Here is a 25,430-nt window from a genome sequence, read left to right as displayed (position 1 = left end):
GCCCATGAGTTCATCTGGCGGCTTTGCAAAAGACCTTGCTTCGGCAGCTCGTCTGCGTGAGCGTGCCGAGGCTTTGTTGCTTGGTGGCCTCGGGCAAGCCACGGGCGAGAACCCGGTCTTGGTTGCCGAATCGGTTTTGCACGAGCTGCAAGTGCATCAAATCGAATTGGAGATGCAAAACGAAGAGCTGCGCAGCTCGCAACTGGCACTGGAGGCTTCGCGCTCGCGCTATTTCGATTTGTATGACTTGGCGCCGGTGGGTTATTGCAGTCTGGGCGAGGCCGGCATGATCGAGCAGATCAATCTGGCCCTGGCTTCCCTTTTGGGCATGCCTCGTGCTCATCTGCTGCGGCATCGCTTGTCCGCGCATATCTGTCCCGACGACCAAGACATTTTTTACCGCCATCGGCTGCTCTTGCAGCGCAGCGGCGAGCCGCAGTCCTTTGAGCTGCGCCTGCGAGAGCCGGGCGGCGGCTTGCGCTGGGTACAGATGCAGGCCAATGCCGCGCTCGGCGAAGGCGGCGAGGCCCTGATGTTGCTGGCCGTGATGGACATTGAAGATCGCAAGCGTTCCGAGCAGGCCAATGCCTTGGCTGCCAAGGTGTTCACCCATGCCCGCGAGGGCATCATGATCACCTCGCCGGACGGCACCATTTTGACGGTCAACGAAGCCTTCAGTCGCATCACAGGCTATGAGGCGCGCGAGGTGATCGGGCGCAATCCGCGCTTGCTCAGCAGCGGGCGCCAGAGTGCGTCAATCTACCGCGCTATGTTTGCTGAGTTGCGAGACTTCGGTCACGCGCAGTTGGATGTTTGGAATCGACGCAAGAGCGGTGAGCTGTTTGAGTCCATGCAGACCATCATTGCCGTGCCGAATACAGTTGGGCACACGGTCAACTATGTGTCGCTGTTTTCGGATGTGACAGTGCAGCGCGCTCAAGAGGCCAAGTTGCGGCACCTGGCTCATTTTGATGCCTTGACGCATTTGCCCAATCGCCTTTTGATGGCGGATCGTCTGCAGCAAGCCATGTCGCAAGCGCAGCGCAGTGGGCTCAAGCTGGCGGTGGTGTACCTGGACTTGGATGGTTTCAAAGCCATCAATGATCACCATGGGCATGAAATCGGTGACCAGATGTTGATTGCTGTGGCCGACCACATGAAGAAGTCACTGCGTGAGGGCGACACCTTGGGTCGCTTGGGGGGGGACGAGTTTGTGGCGGTGCTGGTCGACTTGGCCGATGAGTCATCCAGCCAACCCATGCTGAACCGCTTATTGGCCGCTGCCGCGCAACCGCTGCGCGTGGCGGGGTGTAACTTGCAGGTGTCCGGCAGCTTAGGCGTGACTTTTTATCCGCAAGGCGTTGAGATCGATGCCGATCAATTGCTGCGTCAGGCCGATCAAGCCATGTACCAAGCCAAGTTGGCGGGCAAGAACCGCTATCACGTCTTTGATGCCGAGCAGGATCGCCATGCGCGCGGCCACCATGAAAGCCTGCAGCGCATTCGCCAGGCCCTCCATAAGGAAGAATTCCTGCTTTATTTCCAGCCCAAGGTGGACATGGTGGCGGGGCGCGTGCTCGGTGCCGAGGCCTTGATCCGTTGGCAGCATCCAGAGCGCGGCCTGCTTGCGCCGGCGACGTTCTTGCCGGTGATTGAAGACCACCCCTTGGCCATCGAGCTTGGGGAATGGGTGATCGATACGGCTTTGCGCCATCAGGAGGCGTGGCTCCAACAGGGGCTGGTCTTGCCGGTCAGTGTGAATATCGGGGCACGGCAGTTGCTGCAAGCTGATTTTGTCGCCCGTTTGCGCCAGTTGCTGGCCAAGCACCCGGCGGCTGACCCGGCCGGCCTGGAGTTGGAGGTCTTGGAGACCTCGGCTCTCAACGACATGGTGCATGTGGTGCAGCTGATGAACGAGTGCAAGGCGCTGGGGGTGGGATTCGCGCTGGATGACTTTGGCACCGGCTATTCCTCGCTGACCTATTTGAAGCGCCTGCCGGTGGTGCAGCTGAAAATCGACCAGAGCTTTGTGCGCGATATGTTGGACAACCCGGTCGATATCGCCATCCTAAAAAGCGTCATTGGCATGGCCCAGGCTTTTGGTTGCACGGTGATTGCCGAGGGCGTCGAGACGGCCGAGCACGGCGTCTTGCTGATTGCCTTGGGCTGCACTTTGGCTCAGGGCTTTGGCATTGCCCGCCCCATGCCCGCCGAACAATTGCCGGCCTGGGTGCAGCAGTGGCGACCTGATGCGAAGTGGGCCGAGTCTTCCGGCGACTGAGCCTCGGTGCGTGCCCAAGCCGCGCGCCAACATGACCCCAGCCACCGGGATCAAGACCAAGAAATGAGCCGCGCGCATGATCAGTGTGCGCACTGCTTTGATCTCGGCCTCGGGCGGTAGGCTGCCCTCGGTTTCGAGCTGCCGATTCCAGCGTTTGAAGGCCAAGCTGGGCTTCAGCGACATCACGAAGATCAAGCCCAGCATCAAAAACTTGGCCCACCAGAGCGGCTGTTCGAGATACCAGTGGGCACTCTTGAGCCCCTAGATCGTGCGCGCCAGCCCGCTGACCGCCACCAACGCGAGTGCGATCAGGTAGATCCGGTCCAGCACGCGCAGGCGTTTCAGCACGGCAGCGTTCAACCACTCCACCCGGCAAAGTGCGGCCTGACTGCTGATGAAGACCACCAGGGTCAGGATGGCGGCGATATGGGCAAAAGCGAGCAGGGCTTCGAGGTGCATGGCAATGGAGTGGCAAGACAGCGAGAAAAATCAGGCCAGCGAGCGGGCGGCGTTCAGCCAGTAGTCGGGCTTGGCGTAATGGTGTTTGAGAAAGTCGATCCACAGCCGCACCCGCAGCGGCAAATGCTTGCGCTGCGGCACCAAGGCGTAAATGCCGTTGGGTGGCGCGGCAAAGGCGTCCAGCACCGTTTGCAGGCGGCCGGCCTGGATGTCACCCTCGACCTCCCAGGTGCTGCGCCAAGCCAAACCCAGGCCGGCCAGGCACCAGTCGTGCAGCACTTGGCCGTCGCTGCAATCCAGCCGGCCGCTGGGGCGCGAGAACACCACTTGTTCATCAATCAAGAAGGCCCAGCCACGCGTCTGGCTGGCGTCAGAACTCAGCGTGAGGCAAGAGTGTCTCGCCAGATCGCTGGGGTGTTGGGGCAAGCCGGCACGCTTCAAGTAACTGGGGGCGCCCACGCACAGGCGGCGGTTGTCGGCCAGGCGCATGCTGACCAGGCTGGAGTCGGGCAGGTCGCCCACACGCACCGCGCAGTCAAAGCCTTCGCCGGCAATGTCCACCACCCGATCGCTCAGATTCAGCGACACGCTGACTTCCGGGTGCAGAGCCAGAAATTCCGGAAGCAGCGGTGCCACATGGCGACGGCCAAAGCCGGCCGGCGCGGTGATGCGCAGATGGCCGCTGGCCTTGACGCCGCCGGCGCTGACGCTGGCCTCGGCATTGTTGAAGTCCACCAGCAGGCGTTGGCAGTCCTCCAGAAAAGCGCTGCCTTCGTGGGTCAGCGTGATGCGTCGGGTGGTGCGCACCAGCAGCTTGACACCCAAGCGCGCTTCCAGCGCATCAATGCGGCGGCCCATCACGGCGGGGGCTACGCCTTCGAGTGCGGCGGCAGCGGTCAGGCTGCCTTTGCTGGCCACGCTGACAAAGGACTCGATTTGCTTGAGGCGATCCATGGAGCCTGATTCTGCTACCTGGCCGCTCTAAAAAATTGGTTTTCCGATCTATTTGTGCGTTTTTGTCATTGATTCAATGCGTGGCTGCGCATGAATCCCTCATTCAAATTGGCATAAATTCAGACTCATCCCGTTTCCATTTCATCTCTGTCGAGGACTTAGGCCATGACCGCACGCACCACCGTCCACAGTCTGCAAGTTGCCACGCCGCTGTACCGTTTCATTGAAGACCGCGTGCTGCCAGGCACCGGCGTCGCCAGTGCCGCCTTCTGGGCCGGCTTTGATGCCATCGTCCGAGACTTGGCGCCGAAGAACATCGCCTTGCTGGCCGAGCGTGACCGCCTGCAGACCGAGATGGATGCCTGGCATCGCGCCCACCCCGGGCCCATCACCGACATGCCGGCCTACCGGGCCCATTTGGAGAACATCGGCTACCTGGTGCCACCGCCCGGTGCGGTGCAGATCAGCACCTCCAATGTGGACGCCGAACTGGCCGTGCAAGCCGGCCCGCAGTTGGTGGTGCCGATTCTGAATGCCCGCTATGCCTTGAATGCCGCCAACGCACGCTGGGGCTCGCTGTATGACGCGCTCTACGGCACCGATGCCATTCCCGAGACCGACGGTGCCGAGAAGGCTGGCCGTTATAACCCGGTGCGCGGCGCCAAGGTGATCGCCTATGCCCGTCAGGTGCTGGACCAGGCGGCGCCGCTGGCACAAGGCTCGCACAAGGATGCGACCGGCTACCGCGTGGAAGCCGGCCGATTGGTGGTGGCCCAGGGCTCCAACTCGACCGGCCTGGCCGACCCGGCCCAGTTCATCGGCTATCAAGGCGAGGCCAGCGCGCCCAGCTCGGTGCTGCTGCGCCACAACGGTCTGCATCTGGACCTTCAAATCGACCGCAGCACGGCGATCGGCAAGAGCGACCTCGCCGGTGTCAGTGACTTGGTGCTGGAAGCCGCGCTTTCGACCATTTTGGATCTGGAAGACTCGGTCGCCGTGGTGGACGCCGACGACAAGGTGCTGGCCTATGGCAATTGGCTGGGCATTCTGAAGGGCACGCTGACCGAAGAGGTCAGCAAGGGCGGCAAGACCTTCTCGCGCAGCCTGAATCCCGACCGTATCTACACCGGTGCTGCCGGCGGCCAGGTGATCTTGCATGGCCGTTCGCTGATGTTCGTGCGCAATGTCGGCCATTTGATGACCAATCCGGCCATTCTTTACGCCGACGGCCGGGAGATCCCCGAAGGCATCATGGACGCGGTCATCACCACGACGATTGCCATTCATGACCTGCAACGCAAGGGCAATAGCCGCACCGGCTCGGTCTACATCGTCAAGCCGAAAATGCACGGCCCGGCCGAGGTGGCCTTTGCCTCGGAGATCTTTGGCCGCGTTGAAGCGATGCTGGGCTTGCCCGAGAACACCGTCAAGCTGGGCATCATGGACGAAGAGCGCCGCACCAGCGTCAATTTGAAGGCCTGCATCGCTGCCGCGGCCGCCCGCGTGGCCTTCATCAACACTGGCTTCCTGGACCGCACCGGCGACGAGATGCACACCGCCATGTGGGCCGGCCCGATGTTCCGCAAGGGCGATATGAAAACCAGCGCCTGGATTGCCGCCTACGAGCGCAGCAATGTGCTGACCGGCCTGAGCTGCGGTCTGCGCGGTCGCGCCCAGATCGGCAAAGGCATGTGGGCCATGCCGGACCTGATGGCGGCCATGCTGGAACAAAAAATCGGCCACCCCAAGGCCGGCGCCAACACCGCCTGGGTGCCGTCACCCACCGCTGCGATCCTGCATGCCTTGCATTACCACCAGGTCAATGTGGCCGCAGTGCAGCAGGAATTGGAGAAGATCGACGCCGATGCCGAGCGTCACGCCATTTTGGACAAGCTGCTGCAGGTTCCGGTGGTCGCCAAGGCCGAATGGACGGCCGCCGAGATTCAGCAAGAGCTGGACAACAACGCGCAAGGCATCTTGGGCTACGTGGTGCGCTGGGTGGATCAGGGCGTGGGCTGCTCCAAAGTGCCGGACATTCACAATGTCGGCTTGATGGAGGATAGGGCCACGCTGCGCATTTCCAGTCAGCACATTGCGAACTGGCTGCATCACGGCGTTTGCAGCGCCGCACAAGTCAACGAGACCTTCCAGCGCATGGCGGCTGTGGTGGACGGGCAAAACGCGGGCGATTCGCTTTACAAGCCGATGGCCGGGCATTTCGAAACTTCGGCGGCCTATCAAGCGGCGCTTGATCTGGTGTTCAAGGGCATGGTTCAGCCAAGTGGTTACACCGAGCCGCTGCTGCATGCGTGGCGTTTGCGGGTCAAAGCGGAGGCTCAAGCTTGATAGCAGCTGGTAGGCTTGCGGGCATGCGAGTCTCCCCCCTCATCTTCTTTGCCCTGACCTCAACCGCATTTGCTCAAGACGAGGCTTTGCTCAGCTGTCGAAGGTTGAGCGAGGACAAGGCTCGGTTGGCCTGTTACGACGCAATTGCGATCGGTGTGAAGTTTGGACCAACCAGCGCCCGGCCGAGTCTGTCGACCGAGATTGCATCTCCAGTGTCCGCCCCAACTCCCTTGGCAGCCATCCAATCTGACCCTGCTATCAAGTTCGGTTTGCCCACCAAAGACGCGTCGAGTGATTTGACGACGTTGCAGAGCGCCGTCGGTGCTGGTTTCGATGGTTGGCTACCCAATCAACGCATTCGATTGGACAACGGGCAGGTCTGGCAAGTCGTCGATGGCAGCACGGTCAGCATTCGCAGCGGAGCCCGCAAGGTCACCATTCGACGAGGCATGCTTGGCGCTTTCTACTTAGAGGTCGATGGCCTGAATACCTCGCCGCGAGTTCGTCGTATCGAGTAACTCGAGCGCTCGACTGCTCGCCGAGCCCCGACCAGTACCCGAAAAAATCGAGGGTTTTCTTCGCGTGCAAGAGAGAGTCGTCGCAGCGGCGCAACACTCGCCCCCCCGGTTTCAGGCGGTTTTTACCTATCGTTTCACCTGACTTGGCGGGCCAATTTGGCGGGTCCCAGCTGAAAGCGTCGCTCAATAGGGACGAACCCGTAAGGCTCCTCGGAAATTTTTCTTCACACTGGCAACCTCTCTCGAGACCGTGACTTTAGGCACGGCATTGGGTTCATGCCGGGGCTTCAACCAGAAGCCCAGCAATTTTCATCCGACAGGAGTCCTACATGTTCAAACGCAAGGTAGTCAGCGTTGCTGTGCTGGCTGCAATCAGTGCAGCTGCATCCCCAGCTATGGCCCAGGAGGCCGCAAGCCTGGAGCGTATCGAAATCACCGGTAGCCGCATCAAGCGCATCGATGCTGAGAGCTCGCAGCCCGTCTTCTCGCTGAATAAAGAAGCGCTGCAGGCGTCTGGCCTGTCGTCCGTGGGCGAGATGATTCAGCACATCAGCACGAACGGTTCGACACTGAATTCCACCTACAACAACGGCGGTAACGGCGAAACCCGCGTTAGCTTGCGTAATTTGGGCTCCAGCCGCACCTTGGTGTTGGTGAATGGCAAGCGCTGGGTTGGCGGCACAGGCCTGGGCGGCGCTGTCGACCTGAACACCATCCCGACCGCAGCGGTTGAGCGTATTGACGTTTTGAAGGATGGCGCTTCGGCAACTTACGGCTCTGACGCCATTGCCGGCGTGGTGAACGTGATTCTGCGCAAGAACTTCGAAGGCGCTGAATTCAACGGTTACGCCGGTCAATATGACAAGGGCGACGGACAGCGTAAATCTGTTGACCTGACCATTGGCGGCTCGACCGGCAATGTCCGTGCGATCTTGGGTATGGCTTACGTCAAGGAAGACTCCTTGGGCGCAGGCGCTCGTGCCGTCTCGGCAGAGCCCGTCTACCAAACCGGCGTCGCACTGGGTAGCTCCACCATTCCTGGTGGCCGCTTCGGTCTTTGCAAGGGCAGCTTCAATTCCGTGACGGGTCTTTGCACCGGCGGTGAATCTCGTCCTGGCGGTGCCGCCGGTCAATTCACTTACGATCCGGGCAAGGTGGGCACTGACTGGCGCGCTTACAGCGGCGCTGACAACTACAACTTTGCTCCCGACAACTACCTGGTGACGCCGCAAGAGCGTAAGTCGGTGTTTGGTCGTGTGCAGTACGACATCAACGACAAGGTCACTTTGTCCATGATGGCGGTTTTCAATAACCGTCAATCTGAGCAGCTGTTGGCTGCGATGCCTATCGTTTTGGGTACCGGCCCTGGCGCTGGAGCGATCCCGAAGACGATCGCGATCAGCAAGGACAGCATGTACAACCCCTTCGGCTTGGATGTGTCGCGGGTGCAGCGTCGTGCCGTTGAAACAGGTGGCCGTTCGTTTACTCAAGATGTTAACACCAGCGCCTACAACATTGGTTTGGAAGGCAGCTTCACAGTTCTGGATCGTGACTTCAGCTGGGACGTGGGCGGTACTTACGGCCGCAACAGCCAGCAAGATACGACCAATGGTCTGTTCAATCTGCTGGCCATGCGTTCGGCCCTTGGCCCCTCGATGCGCGATGCCGCGGGTAACCCAACTTGCGTCAGCGTTGCCGGCAATCTTGCCACTCGTGTCAACGGCTGCGTTCCTATGAACCTGCTGGGTGGTGTGGGTTCCATCACCAAGGACATGCTGGCTTACACCAGCTTCGAAGCGCATGACCTGCGTGGCTACACCATGTCCCAGACCTACGCCAACTTGTCTGGCGATCTGGTGAAGTTGCCTGCCGGTATGGCCTCGATTGCTGTTGGCGTGGAGCGTCGTTCCGAGTCGGGCTTCGATCGTCCTGATGCGCTGATTGCATCAGGCAACACCACGGGTAATGCGCGTACTCCGACTGATGGCTCCTACAGCGTGAAGGAAGCTTACGTCGAATTGTCGGTGCCGTTGTTGAAGGGCCTGCCGTTTGTCAAGACTCTGGATCTGTCGGTGGCATCGCGCTATTCCGACTACTCCAACTTCGGCAACACCACCAACAGCAAGGCCGGTCTGCGCTGGCAAGTCGCCGACAGCCTGCTGCTGCGCGGTAACTGGGGTCAGGGCTTCCGTGCTCCTTCGATCACAGAGTTGTATCAAGGCGTCTCGGATAGCTTCCCGACCATTGGTGATCCTTGCTCGTCGACTAACGGTGGTGGCTACAAGAACCTGACCGATGAGCAGAAGGGCCGTTGCCATGCGCAAGGCGTGCCTGTTGGCGGCTACGACCAAGGCAACTCGCAGATTCGCATCAGCGTTGGCGGCAACACCAATCTGAAGCCTGAGTCTTCGACGACCAAAACCCTGGGCTTTGTTTGGGCTCCTGGCTTTGTTACTGGCTTTGACGTGTCGCTGGACTGGTGGCAAATCAACATCAAGGACGGTATCAATTCCTTGGGTGCTCAGACCATCTTGGATCGTTGCATCAAGGAAAACCAAGCAGCAGCTTGTGGCCTGTACTCGCGTAATCCTGGCGGCACCATCAACACCTTGTTGTCGGCTGGCCTGAACTATGCGACGACCAAGGTCGAAGGCTATGACATGACGGTGAACTACCGTTTGCCCAAGACTTCGTTTGGTAACTTTGGTGTGGTGTGGGATAGCACCTACATGAAGAACTACATCGACGATAGCGGTGAGAACCTGGTCGGCAAGTACTTCGACCGCGATAACTACTGGCGCTTCCGTAGCAACTTGAACGTCAACTGGACGATGGGTGACTTCGGTGCAACTCTGGGTTCGCGTTACTACGGCGAACAAATCGAAGATTGCAGCAAGGTGGCCAATATCGGTCGTGAAGATCTGTGTTCGATCCCTTCCACAGCCACAGAAAACGCGAAGAACAAGATTCGCGCGACCTTCTATCACGACATCTCGTTGTCTTACCAAGCGCCTTGGAAGGGCAAGTTCACACTGGGTGTGAACAACGTTCTGAATCAGGACCCACCACTGTCCTACGCTACTGCGAACAACACGTTTGACCCGCAGTACAACATTCCAGGACGTTTCTACTACGTCCGTTACGGTCAAAAGTTCTGATCGAGCAAGGTCAACAGCCTTCATGAAACGGCCCTTCGGGGCCGTTTTTTATTGTCTGAATATTCTCAAATGCGGTGTTTCGAGTGCGTGAGTGGTGAATTAGTGATCGTCCCGAGAGGCAATGGTCCCTGTTTTTCGTCTCGGGAAAGCTGCGAAAGCGATTGGCTCAAGATGGCTTGTGCGTCAGTCGCACGACTACAGCTATTCGATCGAAAGATTCTTCACCGTAAAGTTTCGTAAACGCATGGTGTTTTATGGCTTTTCATTTTGGACAAGAGCCAAAAGTCATGAAAAAAGTCAATGCTCGTAAACCTATGTGCGTCATTCGCGCAAAAACGAATTGACTACACTAAAAAAACGGACCGGCTGAAAGTTTGTGGTGGGTGACCGACAGGTGTTGACCCCGTGGGGATCGGGCTCCTTCAGTCCATAGACTCGCCGCGGCAATGGCAAACCAGTGGCTTGCCGTCTACCCGACGGGGCGCAGTAGCGGGCCATTGTTTGTTTGGTCATCCACCAAGAATTCCGGAGAAGTCATTCCATGTTGAAGCAATACAAAGTCAGTGCCATCGGCGCTGCAACATTCCTCGCTGTGAGCGCCATCGGCGCCAGCGCAATGGCCCAGACCGCGCCCCAAGCTCAACAAATCGAGCGTGTGGAGGTGACAGGTTCGCGCATCTTGTCGGTCAATGCAGCATCGCCTGCGCCGATCCAGGTCATGACCTCGGCAGACATCGCTGCTTCGGGCGTGACCAATCTGCAAGAGTTGCTGCTGAAGAGCCCCGTGTTCGGTACTCCCGGTATCAGCCGTACCAACTCCAACTTCAGCACCTCGGCTGGCGGCGTGGCCACCGTCGACCTGCGCAATCTGGGCGCCGACCGCACCCTGTTGCTCGTCAATGGTCGGCGTTATGTGGCTGGTATCTCGGGTTCGGCTACCGTTGACTTGAACACCATTCCGACCGACTTTATCGAGCGCGTTGAAGTTATGACCGGTGGCGCTTCGGCCGCCTATGGTTCTGACGCTGTCGCCGGCGTGGTGAACCTGGTTCTGAAGAAGGGCTATTCCGGCTTGATGCTGGACGCTCAAGTCGGCCAAAGCCAGAAAAATGACGACAAGGTCAAGAAGTTCAGCGCGACCACGGGCGTGAGCTCGGCGGACGGCCGCGACAACATCATGGCTCACTTCTCGATCAGCCAGCAAGGCGCCGTGTACTCGGCCAATCGCGAACGCTCGGCTGAGGACCAACTGTCTCAGTTCGCGCTGACCGGCGAAGCGTCGGACATCGCGACGGTGAACCGTCCCGCGTACTCGTCCTTCACGCCGCAAGGCCGTTTCTTCTACACCGGCGCTAACGGCAAGGCCGCTAACTACACCTACGACCCGTCCGGCAAGGAAGTGCCTTACACCGGCGACCTGGGTTTCAACCGCAATGCGTTGCGCCAGACTGCGATTCCTACCGATCGTCTGCTGCTGGCTGCGAACGGTGAGAAGGCTCTGAACGACTCGCACTCGCTGTTCTTTGAAAGCACCTACGCAGCCACCAGCACCAAGACTCAGATCGAGCCTTTTGCTGTGGACTCCACCGGTGGCTCCAACCCGATCTACTCGGGTGGCTTCTACGTGCCGGCCGAATTCATGGTGAACGGCAAGATGACCCGCAACCCGCTGGTGCCGGACTACATCTACAACCTCGCCACTGACCGCGACAAGGACGGTGCCAAGGACTACAACTTCACCCGCCGTTTGTCGGAAATCGACAACCGCGGTGCTCGCGCTGAGCGTGACACCTTCCGCATCTTGGCCGGCTTGAAGGGTGACCTGAGCAAGGTCTGGACTTATGAAGCCTATGCCGCGCATGGTTTCACCAAGGAAGCCCAGCACAGCACTGGCCAAGTCAATGCGGCCAACTTCCGCAACGCGCTGGAAGCCATTCCTGATGCCAATGGCAAGGCGATCTGCCGTGATCCGCTGGCTCGTGCTCAAGGTTGCGTGCCGATCAATGTGTTCGGCAAGGGTTCGATCAGCCCTGAGGCTGCCAAGTACGTGCGCGCTGACGGCACTTTGATGACCAAGGTGGAGCAGACTTTTGCAGGCGCGACCGTGTCGGGTGAGCCTTTCAGCCTGCCCGCAGGTTTGGTGGGTGTGGCCTTCGGTGCCGAGTACCGCAAGGAAAAGTCGCGTGACGAGGCCGATGCGCTGACTCAGGCCGGTTTGAACTTGGGCAACGCCCGCCCCATCACAGAAGGCGAATTCAATGTGAAGGAAGTCTTCGGCGAGGTGCGTGCACCGCTGCTGAAGGATCTGCCTTTCGTGAAGGCCTTGGATGCGAACGCGGCCGTGCGTTTCGGCAAGTACTCGACTGTGGGCAATGTGACGAGCTGGAACGCTGGCTTGGATTGGGCCCTGAACTCGATGGTCCGTGTGCGTGGCACAACGGCCGTGTCGACTCGTGCACCCAATATTGGTGAGTTGTTCCAGGGCGGCAATCAGACCTTCCCCACCGGCATTGCTGATCCCTGCAAGGGCGTGACAGCGACCTCCGTGGGCGCGAAGGATGACCTCTGCCGCAAGGACCCCGGAGTCATGGAGAACATTGCTGCCAATGGCAAGTTCACCGTGTCGCAGCCTGATTCGCAAAGCATCAGCGGTTACGACTTCGGCAGCACCAGCCTGAAGGCAGAGAAGGGCAAGTCCAACACCCTGGGCGTGATCTTCTCTCCCAAGGGCATTGATTACCTGAAGAACTTCAGCTTCACCGCTGACTACTTCGACATCAAGATCGATGACGCGATCTCGACTCCGGGTCGTCAGCTGACACTGAATCAGTGCTACGCCGGCGTGGCTTCGTATTGCAAGGACGTGAAGCGTCGCCCGACCGCCCTGGGCGCACTCAGCGCTGGCTCGCTCGCGCTGATCAACCAAGCCAATATCAATGCGGGTAGCCGTGCCACCAGCGGTGTTGACTTGACCGTCAACCACGCCATGAAGTTGGCCGATGGTCAGCTGAACAGCCGTTTGGCCTACACCTACCTGATCAAGTCCTCCTTGACCGCGAAGGCGGGTGAAGCACCTGACTACTCGCAAGGTGAAGTCGGTTCTTCTCGCAACCGTTGGGTCTTGAACGTTGGCTATGACCGCGGCGCGTTTGGTGTCCAGGCTTCTGTGACCTATATCGGCCACGCCTATCTGGATGACCAAGCCTTCTCGGATACGACGGACGAGAACGACAAGGTGATCCGCACCGCGCGTGAAAACCAGAAGATGTTTGGCGAGATCAAGGCCAAGGTCTACACCGACCTGCAAATGAGCTACAAGTTCGCCAAGGGCTTCCAACTCTATGGTGGCATCAACAATCTGTTTGACACCACGCCGCCTGCCATCATCAGCGGTTTGCCAGGCAACACCACCGGTGCTGAAACCGACGCGGGCACCTACGACGCGATCGGCCGCCGCTACTATGCTGGCGTGCGCTACAGCTTCTAAGCGCAGTTGACAAAAGGGGCGCCTGAGGGCGCCCTCTCGAACCCGCCTCGGCCTTGCGCTGTGGCGGGTTTTTTTATGGCTGGCCCGGCTCCAGTCGGTGCTCTTGCTCATGCGCAGAACTGCGATGGCCCAGTGAATAAGCCTCCTAGAATCCCCCCTCTTGCAGCTGCAAAAGAAGAATCGGAACGATCCGCGCGCCATGCCTCAGTCAGAACACTTATTCCAGAATTCCCCCGCAGCGCTCCCGAATGCTTGCGAAGTCTTGATCATTGGCGCGGGCCCAGCTGGCAGCGCCTGTGCGCGGGTGTTGGCAAAGGCGGGCGTTGATGTGGTGGTGGTGGACCAGCAGCCGCAAGGGCGCGACAAGATTTGTGGCGACGGCCTGATCCCCGATGCCCATGCCGCCTTGGCGCGATTGGGCCTCTTGGAACGCGTCATGGCGCGCGCCGAGCCGGTCTCTCACGTGGCCTGTATCGGGCCGCGTGGCGGGCGCATCGATGTGCCGGGGACCTTGGCCGTGTTGCCGCGCCAGCAGTTGGATGAAATTCTCTGCGCTGGCGCTCAGGAGGCAGGTGCCAAGTTCTTTGCGCCGGTGCGTTTTGAAGCGCCGCTACTGGATGCAGCGCAGCAACGCGTCATCGGCGCGCAGCTGAAGGTGGGTGATGCGCAGCAGGAACTACGCGCCGACTGGGTGATCCTGGCGACCGGTGCGGTGCCTAAGGCGCTGACGGCCGCTGGCCTTTGCGAACGTCACACGCCCAGTGGCGTGGCTTTACGGGGTTATGTGCGTGCGCCGTCGCTGGTGGGGCGCATCAAGGCCATGGAGGTGGTCTGGTGCAAGGCGGTGCAACCGGGCTATGGCTGGATCTTCCCGGCGCCGGATGGCTGTTTCAATATTGGCGTGGGCGTGACCGACAGCCACAAAGCGGTCGGCGGCAAGGGCGCCAAGAAAGAGTTGAACCTGCGCAAGATCTTCGACGCCTTTGTCGAGCATTACCCGCCGGCTGCGGAGCTGATGCGAGAAGGCGAGTTGCTCGGTGACCTGAAAGGCGCACCGCTGCGTTGCACGCTCAGCGGCGCCAAATGGAGTCGGCCCGGCCTCTTGGCCACGGGCGAAGCGGCTGGCAGCACTTACTCCTTCACCGGCGAAGGCATTGGCAAGGCCATGGAGACCGGCATTCTGGCCGCGGACGCGGTACTGGCCGGCCGCAGCAAGGCTTGGGACGAGGCCCAGGTACGGGCGGCCTATGAAGAGAGCTTGCGCGCATTGAAGCCCAAGTTCGATCTGTACGAGCGCGCCAACAAGGTCAATGCTCACCCCTGGTTGATCGACCTCTTGATCTGGCGCGGCAACAAGAGCGAGCGCCTGCGTCGCCGCATGAGCGGGGTCTTGAACGAGACCAGCAATCCTGGCAACTTGATCAGCCTGAAGGGCATCAAACGTCTGTTTTTTGAAGGTTGAGTTGCCATGTGCCAACTGCTCGGCATGAATGCCAATGTGCCCACCGATGTGATGTTCAGCTTCACCGGTTTGGCCAATCGCGCCGATGAACACAAGGACGGCTTCGGCATCGCCTTCTTCGAGGGTCGCGGCCTGCGCCATTTTGTGGACCACCACAGCGCGCGCGTTTCGCCCTTGGCCGAGTTGGTGCAGCGTTATCCGATCAAGAGCGACAACGTCATCGCCCATATCCGCAAAGCCACGCAAGGCCAGGTCTCGTTGGAGAACACCCATCCCTTTCAGCGTGAGCTGTGGGGCCGCTACTGGGTGTTTGCTCACAACGGCAATCTGAAGGACTTTGAGCCACGCCTGCACGCGGCCTTCAAACCCGTCGGCCAGACCGACAGCGAGCGCGCCTTTTGCTGGCTGATGCAGGAGTTGGCCAAGGCGCATTGCGATGTGCCCAGCATTGCCGAGCTGACCCGCACGCTGGCGGAGCTGATGCCGCAGCTGAATGCCTTTGGCACCTTCAATATGCTGCTCTCCAACGGGCAGGCCTTGTGGGCGCATGGTTCGACCCATCTGCATTACCTGCTGCGCGCCCACCCCTTTGGCCGGGTGCATTTGCAAGACGAAGACATGAGCGTGGACTTCGCGGCGCACACCACCTCGCAAGACCGCGTGGCCATCATTGCCACCGAGCCGCTGACCCGGGATGAGCCTTGGGTGGCCTTCCAGCCCGGCGAGCTCAAAGTCTTTGTGGGTGGTGAATTGATGACCATGGCCGCTTCGGCAGGCTGAAGGGCTGAGCGGTCCATTCGCCGCCGCATTCCGCCATTCGCCGCATGCCCGGCCTTGTGGCGCTGCGGCTGGCCTAGACTGCCGGCCATGCGATGCTCATCCACACCTCCTGCTGAAAAAGACCCTCAGAAGCTCAAGCTCGATTGGAGCCAATGGGTCTGGCCCGGTCCGCGTCGGATCTTCAGCGCCGACGAGATGGCGCGCGCCGGTGATCAGCCCTGGCCCGACTCGATCGACCATTACGTTTACAGCAATGTGGTGGTGCTGCTGGCGATCAACTACAACATGCTGTCGCGTGGTTTGATCATCTGGGTTTTGTTTGCCGCACTGGGCATGAGCTATGGCGCTCTGTGGGTGGCCAAGGCTTTGTGGCGTCAGCCGACGCGCACCCGTCTGAACCTCTACACAATCGGCTGCGTGGTGTTGATGCTGGGCACCTTGCTGCTGCTGAAGTTTCAGCCTTTTGGTCTCGGGCCTAAGCTGGATCAATCGGAGATGAAGGGCGTGATGCTGGCCTTTGTGGCTGCGGTGGTGCTGGCCATGACTTCTTGGTTTTTCCTGGTCTTGATTCGGGTGCAGCAGATCGAGTCCCGTTTGCGCGAGTTGGACGAGCGGGATCAACACTTGAAGCTGGCTCGGCGTCTGGCCACCGCGCAGATCCAGCCGCATTTCTTGTTCAACACCCTGGCCTCGGTGCAGCATTGGGTGGACACCCAAGACCCCCGCGCCGGCAGCACCTTGCGCTCCTTTACCCAATATTTGCGTGCTACCTTGCCGATGTTTGAGCGCGAGAGCTTGTCGCTGCAAGAAGAGCTGCAAATCGTACGCAGCTATCTGGAGGTGATGCAGGCGCGCATGGGCGCTCGGCTGCAATGGCAGATCGAGCTAGCCCCCGAGGTGGACGCCTCCTTGCCACTGCCGCCCGGCCTTTTGCTGACCTTGGTGGAGAACGCCATTGGTCACGGCATCGAGCCCGCCTTGCGCGGCGGCAGCATTGGTGTGCGGGCAAGCCGTCCGGCACAGGGTCAGGTCTTGATCGAGGTGAGCGACGACGGTATTGGCCTGAGCGCGCAGGCCCAAGATGGCACCGGGCTGGCGAACTCGCGTGCCCGCCTGCAGCAGCTGTATGGCGAGCGGGCTCGTCTGAGCCTGACGGCCTTGACACCCGGCTGCCTGTCACAACTCCACATCGAAACCGAGGGAACTCAAGCATGATGAATCCAGTCAAAGCCCTGATTGCAGACGACGAAGAAGGACCGCGCGAACAGTTGCGTGCCGCTCTCAAGCGTCTCTGGCCCGAGTTGGAGATCGTGGCCGCCAGCGAGAACGGTGTGGATGCTTGGGACGACTATCTGGCCCATGAACCGGATCTGTGTTTTCTGGACATCCGCATGCCGGGTCTGAGCGGCTTGGAAGTGGCCAAGCGCCTGAGCGAGCTGGCCAGTCCGCCCCAGGTGGTGTTTGTGACGGCCTATGGCGACCATGCCTTGTCGGCTTTTGAGACCGGTGCGGTGGACTACTGCGTCAAACCGGTGGATGACGCCCGGCTGGCGCAATCGCTGCAGCGCATTCGCGCACGCCTGGCCAACGCCACGCCCCCCGCTGCACCGGCCTCCGATTTGCAAAAGCTGCTGAAAGAGTTGCTGCCCGCGGCCAAGCCCAGTTCGCGCCCGATTCAGGCCTCTTTAGGCCGCGAGATCAAGCTGATTGCTCCCGAGGAGGTGATTTATTTCGAGAGCGACAACCGCTACACCCGCGTCGTCTTTCAAGGCGGCGAGGCGCTGATCCGCACGCCACTCAAGGAGCTGCTGAGCACTTTGGATGCCGATCAGTTCTGGCAACTGCACCGCTCGGTGCTGGTCAACAGCCGCTGCATCGCCAGCGCGGTGCGGGTGGACGAGAACAGCATGCACATTACGCTGAAAGGCCGGGACGAAAAACTGCCGGTGTCACGGCAGTTTCAGGGGCTCTTCAAGGGGCAATGAAGCCGGTTCGAATCGTGAGGGCCATTGAGGGGGCTGATCGCTCGCCTGGATGTAGTTGATAAATTTGATCGTATCGGTCATTTCAGATGGGGTGGTTGCTGAATTTCGTTAATTCATCACGAGATTTGCTTGGATTCCATCCTGCTCGTATCATTATTTTTTTGAATTGATAAAGTTGACAACGTTGACCGCTAAGCCATCTTGCTTGGTGGCGACGCTTAGCAGAGGGCAAACCCGTTGAAAGACGGGGACGCAAAGCCACCGGCCTACCGCGCATCAGCGCCATGGCAGCGGGGTTGCCAAGAGCCTATTGAAAAGGGATCTTGAAACGGCGTGGCCCTCGCTCGGAATTTTTTGGAGCGCCTCGGTCATGCAGCAGTCTTCCCGCCCTACGCCCCCCCAAGCGGGTTCGCGCTTGCAAACACCACTTGCCGCATCGGCCGGACTCATGTGTCTGCTGCTGAGCGCCTGCGGTGGCGGTCAACCGCAAAGCAGCGCCGAGCCCAGCATGGCGCCTTTGGCCAGTGCCAGCAGCACCTTGGAATTGCAGCCGGATGAATTGCCCAGCGCCGCCGCGCAACTGGAAGCGCGGCCCAGCTTTCACGTGGCGCCTGTGCTCTTGGATGAGCCCAGCGAACGCGATATGGCCAACCCCAATGCCTCGGCGCCGCTGGGGCCGCGTCAACAAGCCATCCCTGCTGAACTCAGCGGCTTGTCCACACGAGGCCTGACGGTGCAGACCCTGGAGGCCTCGATGCGCCGCCAGGCCTTGAGCGCCAAGGCCAGCGATGCGCTGCTAAGCCCCATGGCTGGCACTGGCGTGGTCTCCACCTACACGCCAGCCCAGATTCGTGCCGCTTATGGTCTGCCGGCCTTGCCCGCAGCCGGCGCCGCGTTGACACCGGCGCAAGCTGCCCAACTCGGCGCTGGTCAGACGATCTACATCGTCAATGCCATGCACAACCCTTATGTGCTCGCTGAGTTGGCCGCCTTCAATCAACGCTTCGGCCTGCCGGCCTGTACCAGCAAGGCGATTGCCAGCAATGCGCCGCTACCCTTGGCCAAGGCCTCAACGAGCGCTTGTGAGTTCAGTCAGGTCTACAGCAACGCAGCGGGCGGCATGACGTCGAAAGCGCCGGGCTATGACTCCGGCTGGGCGACAGAAATTGCGCTGGATGTGCAATGGGCCCATGCCACGGCGCCGCTGGCCCGCATCGTCTTGATCGAAGCCCCCGATGCCACGCTCAACAGCCTTTTGGGCGGCGTTAAGCTGGCCAATGCCATGGGCGCGGGCGTGGTGTCCATGAGTTTTGGCGCCAATGAAGGCACGTACACCGCCTCGGTGGATGCGGCCTTTACTGGCGCTGGCATGAGCTATCTGGCGGCAACTGGCGACTCTGGCGCGGCGGTGTCCTGGCCGGCGGTGTCGCCCAATGTCGTGGCCGTCAGCGGCACCAGCCTCAGCTACAGCGGCAGCGGTCTGCGCAGCGAAGTCACTTGGACGGGCACTGGCGGCGGCGTCAGTGCCTATACCGCCAAGCCCGCCTACCAGAGCGCGGCCGTGCCCGGCATGGGCACGCCGCTGCGTCGCAGCGTGGCCGATGTGGCCTTCAATGCGGACCCGAATACCGGCCAATATGTCGCGGTTCAATCGACCAGCGGTGCCTTGAGTTGGATCAGCGCGGGCGGCACCAGCTTGTCCACGCCGCAATGGGCGGGCTTGCTGGCCGTGGCCAATGCGGTGCGTGCGCTTGCCGCGAAGCCGGTCCTGGGCGCAGCCCATACGGCCCTGTACAGCGGCATCGCCAGCGTGCCCGGCAATTACGCCGCCGCCTTTGCCGACATCAATCGCGGCGCCAATGGCAGCTGCAGCACATGCGCCGCCAAGATCGGCTACGACACCGCCACCGGCTTGGGCACGCCCAATAGCGCCAGCCTGCTGAGCTTGCTGGGCGGCAACAGCGCTAGCCCTGTGGCCACAGCACCGGTGGTGACGCCGGCCAGCATCAGCGGCAAGGTCGGCAGCGCGCTGAGCTTTACCGCGTCCGCCAGCGGCCCGAATGCGCTGAGCTTCAGCCTGAGCGCCGCCCCCGCCGGCATGGTGATTGGCGCCAGCACGGGCGTGGTGAGCTGGGCGACGCCTGTTGCGGGCAACTACGCCGTGACTGTGATCGCCACCGATACGAAAACTGGCCTGAGCGGGCAAGCCGTTTACAACCTCAGCATTGCGGCAGCACCCATGGCCGCAGCGCCCAGCGTGGCCGCGGCCACGCTGGCGGGTAAGGCCGGCGTGCCTTTGAGCTACAGCCTGCTTACCCAGTCCGTCAATCCGCTCAGTTACAGCCTGAGCGGCGCCCTCAGCGGCATGAGCGTGAGCGCCAATGGTGTGTTGAGCTGGGCTAAGCCGGTGCTGGGCAATTACAGCGTGACCGTGACGGTCAAAGACGGCAAGACCGGCTTGAGCGGCCAGGCGGTGATCAGCCTGAAGATCGCTGCCGGCGCCCCCCAGATCAGCGCGGCAGCCTTGAGCGGCGTGGCTGGCAAGGCGCTGACCGGCAGCATCACTGTGTCCGCGCCGGGCGCCACGTCCTTGTCGATTTCTATCTCGGGCGCCCCTTTGGGCATGATGTTCTCGGCCAGCGGGTCCACGGTCACGCTCAACTGGGCCAAGCCGGCGACGGGCAGCTATGCGCTGAAGATCGTGGTGCTGGACAACGCTGGCCAAACGGCCACAGCCACCATGCCCATCACCATCGCGGCCAAGTAAAGCGTAATTTTTGAGTGCAAGGTGGGGAGGGGAGTCCCCACCGCACAAGGCCAGGCTCTTGGGCACAATGCCAGCATCGCTTTCACCCGATGCAAAGAAGAACCGATGGCTGCGTTTCCTACTCCCCGCTTCGACGAGTTCTATCGCTACGAGCCGCTGACCGAGCTGCTGTTCGCCTATGCCGAGGCCTGCCCCAATCTGGTCTCCGTGCGCTCCATCGGTCGCAGCCATGAGGGGCGCGACATCTGGGTGCTGGTCTTGACCAATACCGCCACCGGCGCCGATGTGGACAAGCCCGCCTTCTGGCTGGATGGCAATATCCACGCCGCCGAGCTGACCGCCTCGACCACTTGCTTGTACTACTTGCACCATCTGCTCAGCAGCTATGGCGGTGACCCCCAGGTCACGCAGCTGCTCGACACCCGGGTGGTCTATATGGTGCCGCGTCTGAACCCCGATGGCGCCGAGCTGGCGCTGGCCGACCGGCCGCGGCACATCCGGTCTTCGACCCGGCCTTACCCTTTTGACGAAGAGCCGGTCGATGGCCTCACGCCCGAAGACGTGGACGGCGATGGCCGCATGCTCAGCATGCGTGTGCCCGACCCGCATGGCCCCTTCAAGAAACACCCGACCGAGCCGCGCCTCTTGGTGGCGCGCGAGCCCGGCGAGTTTGGCGGCGAGTACTACCGCCTCTACCCGGAAGGCTTCATCAAGAACCATGACGGCTTGACGGTCACCGTCAACAAAGACCGCGAAGGCCTGGACCTGAATCGCAACTTCCCCAGCGAATGGCGGCAAGAGCACAAGCAGGTGGGCGCCGGGCCGTATCCGACCAGCGAGCCCGAGGTGCGGGCCATGGTGGACTTCATCACCACGCACCCGAATATCGGCGCGGCCATCAGCTATCACACCCACAGCGGCGTGATCCTGCGTCCCATGGGTTCGCAGAGCGACGATGACATGATCCCCGAGGACTTGTGGAGCTATAAGCGCTTCTCGGCCCTGGGCGAAAAGCACAGCGGCTACCCTGCCATCAGCATCTGGCACGACTTCAAATACCACCCCAAGGAAGTCATCACTGGCACCCAGGATTGGGTCTATGAGCACCTGGGGGCGCTGTTCTGGGTGGTAGAGATTTGGTCGCCTAACAAGGAAGCCGGCATTGAGGGCTATAAGTGGATCGACTGGTACCGCGACCACCCGGTGGAAGATGATTTGAAGCTCTTGAAATGGAGCGATGAGCAATGCGGCGGCCAAGCCTATGTGGACTGGAAGCCCTTTCATCACCCGCAACTCGGTGACGTCGAGATTGGCGGTTGGGACAAGATGAACTACTGGCGCAATCCGCCACCCGCCCTGCGCGAACGCGAGGCGGCGCGCTTCCCGGCCTGGATGAATCAAATCGCTCTGAGCCTGCCCAAGCTGGAGTTGCTGCGCACCGAGGTGCGCGCGCTCGGCCCCGACACCTGGCGCATTCGTATGGCAGTGGCCAATAGCGGCTACTTGCCGGCCTATGTGACCAAGCGGGCGCTAGAGCGCAAGGTGGTGCGCGGCGTGATGTTCGAGATCCATCTGCCTGCGCTGGATCCGACCGTGAGCCTGGTCAGCGGCAAAGAGCGCATGGAAGGTCCGCAACTCGAAGGCCATGCGCCCAAGAGCTCGCAGCAAGCCTTCTTGCCCACCCGCGAACTGACCGCCGACCGGGCCATTGGCGAATGGGTGGTGCGTGCACCCAAGGGCACAAGGTTGGCGTTGACCGCCAGCGCCGAGCGGGCCGGCACGGTGCGCACGGAAGTCGTGCTCGATTGACGCCGTCCGCCGGCCGGTTGGCTGGCGGCCGGCGTCAGGGTTCAGCGCGTCGGGCGCCGCCGCCAAGCCAGCAGGCCCAGCCCGCACAGCAGCAGCGCCCATTGCTGCGGCTCGGGTACGGCGGCCATCTGCCCGTACTGGATATGGTCCACCTCGATGCCGCCCGAGCTGTTGCTGATGGTGATCGAGCGGATGCCGCCCTCGAACTGCACGCCGAAGAAGCGATCCTCACCCGTCGTGGCGCTAGAACTGCCATCCGCAAATCCGCTCGCGGTGATGCTGCCCAGGCTTTGGCCACTGGCGCCCACCGCGCTGAAGGTGATGATGCCGAAGCCATCGGTCCAGACCAGGCCGAAAGCGGTAGGAAGCGCTTCACTGCCAACGAAGGTGAAGGTCACGCCCTCGAAACCGCTGCCGTTGAACCAGCTCGCGCAACGGCCGCTGGTTTGCGGGCCGCAGGTGCCGTCGATGACGCCGTCATCGGCGTCGACGGAGTCCCGGGCACCGGCAAAGCCGCTGTTCAGCAGGGCGCCATGCGTGGTGGTGAGAGTCGGGTCCAGCACGCCGTCCTCCAAAGTCTCCAGCAGCACCGGAGCGCCGTCGCCATAGAAGCCGACTGGAATGTCGGCGCTGGAAAGGTAGGCCGTGGTCGGATTCACGAAGTTAGGAGTGGCGGCTGAGGCCGCCAGGCTTGGCAGAGCGTTGGCGGCAAGGGCAGCTGCCAACAGTCGGGTGGTGAGCGTGTTGCGCTTCATATGAGTTCTCCTTGAGAGCGGTGGGTGAAGAAGCTGGGGGTCAGGCGGTTTGCGTGGCGGTTTGGCGGAGCGGCTTGCGTGCGCGCAAGCACAGGCTGAGCAGACCGAAGGCCATCAGGGCCCAGCTTGCTGGCTCAGGCACCGCTGCGGTGGCGAAGTAAACCTCATCAACCCCGTAGGCATCGTCAAAGCCACCGAAGGACAGTTGCACCTGGGTGAAGGCTTGCTCTTGAGCCAGCCCGATGAACTGTGTGGCGCCGCTGGGCTGGCTGGTTGTCAGGCTCAGCACTTCGACGCCCGAGGCATAAGTGCCCGTGTTGGTGCGCAGGCGCAAGGCGCCCGCAGGAGGGGAGGAGTCTCCGATGTCAGAGCTGGTGAAGCCGAAGGCGGTGACCGGCTGGGCAAAGGTGATGGTCAGCGTGCCCGGCGCCACGGCCCCGCCGTAGACCAGTACATAGTGGCTGCCGTCGGAGGCCGAGGCGTCGTAGCCGGACTGCGGCATGTTCGCACCGGTCTGCACCGCAATGCCGGGGATGCTAACGGACAGGCTCAGCAGCGGCGTGATCACCGGGGCCGAGCCTAGCAAAGTGCCGTCCAACGCTTCAAAGCTTTCCATCGTCAGCCCAGGCACCGCGGCCAGGAAGAGCGCTTCGTTGCTGTAGGTCTGTGTCGTGGCCTGGGCGTGGGCGCCGGCGGCTAGTGCAGCGGCCAGGGCCAGAGCCTGCAATTGGGAGTGAAGGCTGAGCTGTGACATGGGCGTCCTCGGAGTTGACGGGAGGTGGCAGCAGAAAGAACTGAGTCATCCTGCCATGCCACCCTCTCAAACGTATCGCCGCGAACGCTTGTTTTGAGCCTCGGAGGCCTCAATCCCCTAAGCCTAGGGGGCAACTCTGCTATTTGGGCCTAAGCAGGCTTGCGGTGGGTGGATCGCTGAGCGCCTGCTCTTCGAGCCAGACTTGCATGGTCTCCGGCAAATCCTCCCGCTCTTCCTCCTTGGGCCAAGGCGCACCGGCGGCCAACAAGGCTTGCAGCGTGCCCAGGTAGTCACCGCCGGCTTGCGGCAGATGGACGGCCGCATGTTGCAAACTGCCCATCACATCGCCGCCAAAGCCGTTGACCTCTTGCCAGCTGGCGCCGTGGTCCAGCAGCAATTGCACCATGGCAGCGTCGCCATTGAAGGCGGCCTGGTTGAGAGCGCTGGCTTGCCAGTCGCCGGGTACCGCGACCGGCCAGCCGAGCGACAGCATCAAGGCCACCGAAGCTCGCGCGCGGCGTTGGGCTTGGTCGGGCAGCAGGCGCAGCTCGTGCGCAGACAGCGCTTGCAGCAGTTCGGGCTGCTCAGCCAGCAAGAACCGCGCCGTGTCGGCATCGGCGGCCGCGCAGGCGGCCAGCAAGCGTTCTCGCGTGGAGGGCAAGTCGGGCAGGGCACCCTGTGCCGCGAACAGCTTGAGCGCTTCAAGCTCACCGAGCAGCGCCGCCAAGGTGGCCGGTGTGCGGCCCTCGGCGTCGCGCGCCGACAGATCGGCGCCCTGCGCGATCAGCAGCTTCAAGCAGGCGGTGGAGCGACCTCGGCGCAGCGCATGGTGCAGCGCTGTGGCGCCGGCGGGACCTGCTTCATTGACATCGGCACCCAGGCTGAGCGCCAGGGCCAGAGTGGAGGGATCCTCAAAGTCGAGCAGGCGCAAGAGCGCGTTCGTGCCCTGCCAGCGCGCTCCGTGGGCGAGCAGCTGTCGGATTTGCACCGCAGCCCGGCCTCGGTCGGCGTCTTCGCAGGCGTGATACAGCGATTCCTTGTCGTTGGGCTCGGCGCCAGCCGTCAGCAGCGCGGCAGCAAGCGCTGGGCTTTGTGCCCGTGCAATGGCGCCATAGAGCAGCGGCAGGCTGGGCGGCTCTGAGGCGCCGGGCTCGGGCTCCAAGTTGGGGTCGGGCATGCGCAAGGTCTGCAGATCAATACTGCCCTGCGCGAGCAAGGCTTGGGCGCTGTGCATCAAGCCACTCGCCCAAGGTTCTCCGAGTCGATGCAGGCTGGAGAAGCATACATAGGCCAAGGCTGGGGCATCGAAAGGAGGCAGTCGCTGACCCGCAGCGGGTGTGGTTTCAAGCGACCCCAACTCACCCCTCACCAAGGCCAGGGCCGCACGTAACTCTGCGGGGCATGGACCGCGCAAGCGCTGCATCAATGCCAGGGCGCGCTCCGCTTGCGGGCTGTCCCAGCCTCGGCCCAGCGCCAGCGTCAAGATGCGTTTGACCAGGGCTGCCTGGTCGAGCTGACGGGCCTCCTGTTGTGCCATGACGGCGCGGTGCAGCGCGGGCCAGCTGGGAAAGCCCAGTTCGCGCGCGATCACCAGCTGGGCCAAGCTGAGGCTGGGCGGCGCGTCCGCCGCGTCGCGTCGGTAGGGGGCGGCGCGCGCCAGGCTTGAGGCATCGGCATTGCGCCAGCCTCGCAGCAGCTCACGCGCCTGGCGTTTGAGTTGCTGTAGGTCGGCTGGGTCCGGAAGCTCGGGCAGAGCGGGCTGCGTCGCAACTCCGTGATGGCTTGTTTTCACGAGAAACCTCCATGCGTGTAAAGCCTGCGATCCGCGCGATCAGGCCGCACAAAGGCAAAACAGTTGGGAGTGAGTGCGCGAACGCGGCCTTGAGCGCGCGTCCGTCCGGGTGGGCTCAGCCCT

General features: G+C 61.7%; 15 protein-coding genes, 1 pseudogene and 1 riboswitch. Of the genes and pseudogenes, 11 read left to right on the top strand and 5 right to left on the bottom strand.

Going from position 1 to position 25,430, the window contains the following annotated elements; translation table 11 throughout:
- Positions 1–4: 4 nt before the first annotated feature.
- Positions 5–2,281, top strand: coding sequence for a putative bifunctional diguanylate cyclase/phosphodiesterase (locus LNV06_RS16525; protein WP_263539395.1), 2,277 nt, complete (start codon positions 5–7; stop codon positions 2,279–2,281).
- A gap of 24 nt (positions 2,282–2,305) precedes the next feature.
- Here LNV06_RS16525 and LNV06_RS16520 read toward each other — a convergent pair.
- Together LNV06_RS16520 and LNV06_RS16515 are read right to left on the bottom strand one after the other, a co-directional pair.
- Positions 2,306–2,740, bottom strand: a pseudogene (locus LNV06_RS16520) (DUF2214 family protein); the annotation flags it as partial.
- Between the two features lie 30 nt (positions 2,741–2,770).
- Positions 2,771–3,694 carry a LysR family transcriptional regulator gene (locus LNV06_RS16515; RefSeq protein WP_263539394.1) on the bottom strand — a complete coding sequence of 308 codons (924 nt, stop codon included), beginning with the start codon at positions 3,692–3,694 and terminating at the stop codon, positions 2,771–2,773.
- 165 nt (positions 3,695–3,859) lie between these two features.
- Between LNV06_RS16515 and LNV06_RS16510 the strand changes: the two genes are divergently transcribed.
- From LNV06_RS16510 to LNV06_RS16465, 10 genes are all read left to right on the top strand, one after another.
- Entirely contained in the window at positions 3,860–6,040 is a 2,181-nt protein-coding gene (locus tag LNV06_RS16510; RefSeq protein WP_263539393.1) for a malate synthase G, read from the top strand.
- Positions 6,041–6,063: 23 nt separating this feature from the next.
- Entirely contained in the window at positions 6,064–6,558 is a 495-nt protein-coding gene (locus tag LNV06_RS16505; RefSeq protein ID WP_263539392.1) for a hypothetical protein, read from the top strand.
- 329 nt (positions 6,559–6,887) lie between these two features.
- Positions 6,888–9,716: a TonB-dependent receptor gene (locus LNV06_RS16500; RefSeq protein WP_263539391.1), complete on the top strand. Its 2,829-nt coding sequence runs from the start codon at positions 6,888–6,890 to the stop codon at positions 9,714–9,716.
- Between the two features lie 541 nt (positions 9,717–10,257).
- Entirely contained in the window at positions 10,258–13,203 is a 2,946-nt protein-coding gene (locus LNV06_RS16495; RefSeq protein WP_263539390.1) for a TonB-dependent receptor domain-containing protein, read from the top strand.
- A 199-nt stretch (positions 13,204–13,402) separates the two neighbouring features.
- Positions 13,403–14,665: an NAD(P)/FAD-dependent oxidoreductase gene (locus LNV06_RS16490; protein WP_263539389.1), complete on the top strand. Its 1,263-nt coding sequence runs from the start codon at positions 13,403–13,405 to the stop codon at positions 14,663–14,665.
- 6 nt (positions 14,666–14,671) lie between these two features.
- Positions 14,672–15,445, top strand: a complete 774-nt coding sequence (locus LNV06_RS16485) for a class II glutamine amidotransferase (RefSeq protein WP_263539388.1) — start codon at positions 14,672–14,674, stop codon at positions 15,443–15,445.
- Between the two features lie 87 nt (positions 15,446–15,532).
- A complete protein-coding gene (locus tag LNV06_RS16480) occupies positions 15,533–16,660 on the top strand; it encodes a sensor histidine kinase (RefSeq protein ID WP_263539387.1) in 1,128 nt (375 codons plus the stop codon).
- Positions 16,657–17,430, top strand: a complete 774-nt coding sequence (locus LNV06_RS16475) for a LytR/AlgR family response regulator transcription factor (protein ID WP_263539386.1) — start codon at positions 16,657–16,659, stop codon at positions 17,428–17,430. The genes LNV06_RS16480 and LNV06_RS16475 overlap by 4 nt, the downstream gene beginning before the upstream one ends.
- 217 nt (positions 17,431–17,647) lie before the next feature.
- Positions 17,648–17,734, top strand: a riboswitch (cyclic di-GMP riboswitch).
- 66 nt (positions 17,735–17,800) lie between these two features.
- Positions 17,801–20,197: a putative Ig domain-containing protein gene (locus LNV06_RS16470; RefSeq protein ID WP_263539385.1), complete on the top strand. Its 2,397-nt coding sequence runs from the start codon at positions 17,801–17,803 to the stop codon at positions 20,195–20,197.
- A gap of 105 nt (positions 20,198–20,302) precedes the next feature.
- Entirely contained in the window at positions 20,303–22,006 is a 1,704-nt protein-coding gene (locus LNV06_RS16465) for a M14 family metallopeptidase (protein ID WP_263539384.1), read from the top strand.
- Between the two features lie 41 nt (positions 22,007–22,047).
- Here LNV06_RS16465 and LNV06_RS16460 read toward each other — a convergent pair whose 3' ends face one another.
- The 3 genes from LNV06_RS16460 to LNV06_RS16450 all read right to left on the bottom strand — a co-directional run bounded on the left by LNV06_RS16460 (position 22,048) and on the right by LNV06_RS16450 (position 25,307).
- Positions 22,048–22,761: a PEP-CTERM sorting domain-containing protein gene (locus tag LNV06_RS16460; RefSeq protein ID WP_263539383.1), complete on the bottom strand. Its 714-nt coding sequence runs from the start codon at positions 22,759–22,761 to the stop codon at positions 22,048–22,050.
- 40 nt (positions 22,762–22,801) lie between these two features.
- A complete protein-coding gene (locus tag LNV06_RS16455; protein ID WP_263539382.1) occupies positions 22,802–23,515 on the bottom strand; it encodes a PEP-CTERM sorting domain-containing protein in 714 nt (237 codons plus the stop codon).
- Between the two features lie 139 nt (positions 23,516–23,654).
- Positions 23,655–25,307: an ankyrin repeat domain-containing protein gene (locus LNV06_RS16450; RefSeq protein ID WP_263539381.1), complete on the bottom strand. Its 1,653-nt coding sequence runs from the start codon at positions 25,305–25,307 to the stop codon at positions 23,655–23,657.
- Positions 25,308–25,430: the final 123 nt, after the last annotated feature.

The sequence above is a fragment of the Paucibacter sp. Y2R2-4 genome (assembly GCF_025717535.1).
Classification (GTDB): Bacteria; Pseudomonadota; Gammaproteobacteria; order Burkholderiales; family Burkholderiaceae_C; genus Paucibacter_A.
Note: the sequence above shows the minus strand (reverse complement) of the source record. Positions and strands in the feature narration are given on the sequence as shown.

Excerpts from the sequence above, each read along its gene's own strand:
- LNV06_RS16525 (WP_263539395.1), top strand. The coding sequence starts at position 5 with ATGAGTTCATCTGGCGGCTTTGCAAAAGACCTTGCTTCGGCAGCTCGT.
- LNV06_RS16515 (WP_263539394.1), bottom strand. The coding sequence starts at position 3,694 with ATGGATCGCCTCAAGCAAATCGAGTCCTTTGTCAGCGTGGCCAGCAAA.
- LNV06_RS16510 (WP_263539393.1), top strand. The coding sequence starts at position 3,860 with ATGACCGCACGCACCACCGTCCACAGTCTGCAAGTTGCCACGCCGCTG.
- LNV06_RS16505 (WP_263539392.1), top strand. The coding sequence starts at position 6,064 with ATGCGAGTCTCCCCCCTCATCTTCTTTGCCCTGACCTCAACCGCATTT.
- LNV06_RS16500 (WP_263539391.1), top strand. The coding sequence starts at position 6,888 with ATGTTCAAACGCAAGGTAGTCAGCGTTGCTGTGCTGGCTGCAATCAGT.
- LNV06_RS16495 (WP_263539390.1), top strand. The coding sequence starts at position 10,258 with ATGTTGAAGCAATACAAAGTCAGTGCCATCGGCGCTGCAACATTCCTC.
- LNV06_RS16490 (WP_263539389.1), top strand. The coding sequence starts at position 13,403 with ATGCCTCAGTCAGAACACTTATTCCAGAATTCCCCCGCAGCGCTCCCG.
- LNV06_RS16485 (WP_263539388.1), top strand. The coding sequence starts at position 14,672 with ATGTGCCAACTGCTCGGCATGAATGCCAATGTGCCCACCGATGTGATG.
- LNV06_RS16480 (WP_263539387.1), top strand. The coding sequence starts at position 15,533 with ATGCGATGCTCATCCACACCTCCTGCTGAAAAAGACCCTCAGAAGCTC.
- LNV06_RS16475 (WP_263539386.1), top strand. The coding sequence starts at position 16,657 with ATGATGAATCCAGTCAAAGCCCTGATTGCAGACGACGAAGAAGGACCG.
- LNV06_RS16470 (WP_263539385.1), top strand. The coding sequence starts at position 17,801 with ATGCAGCAGTCTTCCCGCCCTACGCCCCCCCAAGCGGGTTCGCGCTTG.
- LNV06_RS16465 (WP_263539384.1), top strand. The coding sequence starts at position 20,303 with ATGGCTGCGTTTCCTACTCCCCGCTTCGACGAGTTCTATCGCTACGAG.
- LNV06_RS16460 (WP_263539383.1), bottom strand. The coding sequence starts at position 22,761 with ATGAAGCGCAACACGCTCACCACCCGACTGTTGGCAGCTGCCCTTGCC.
- LNV06_RS16455 (WP_263539382.1), bottom strand. The coding sequence starts at position 23,515 with ATGTCACAGCTCAGCCTTCACTCCCAATTGCAGGCTCTGGCCCTGGCC.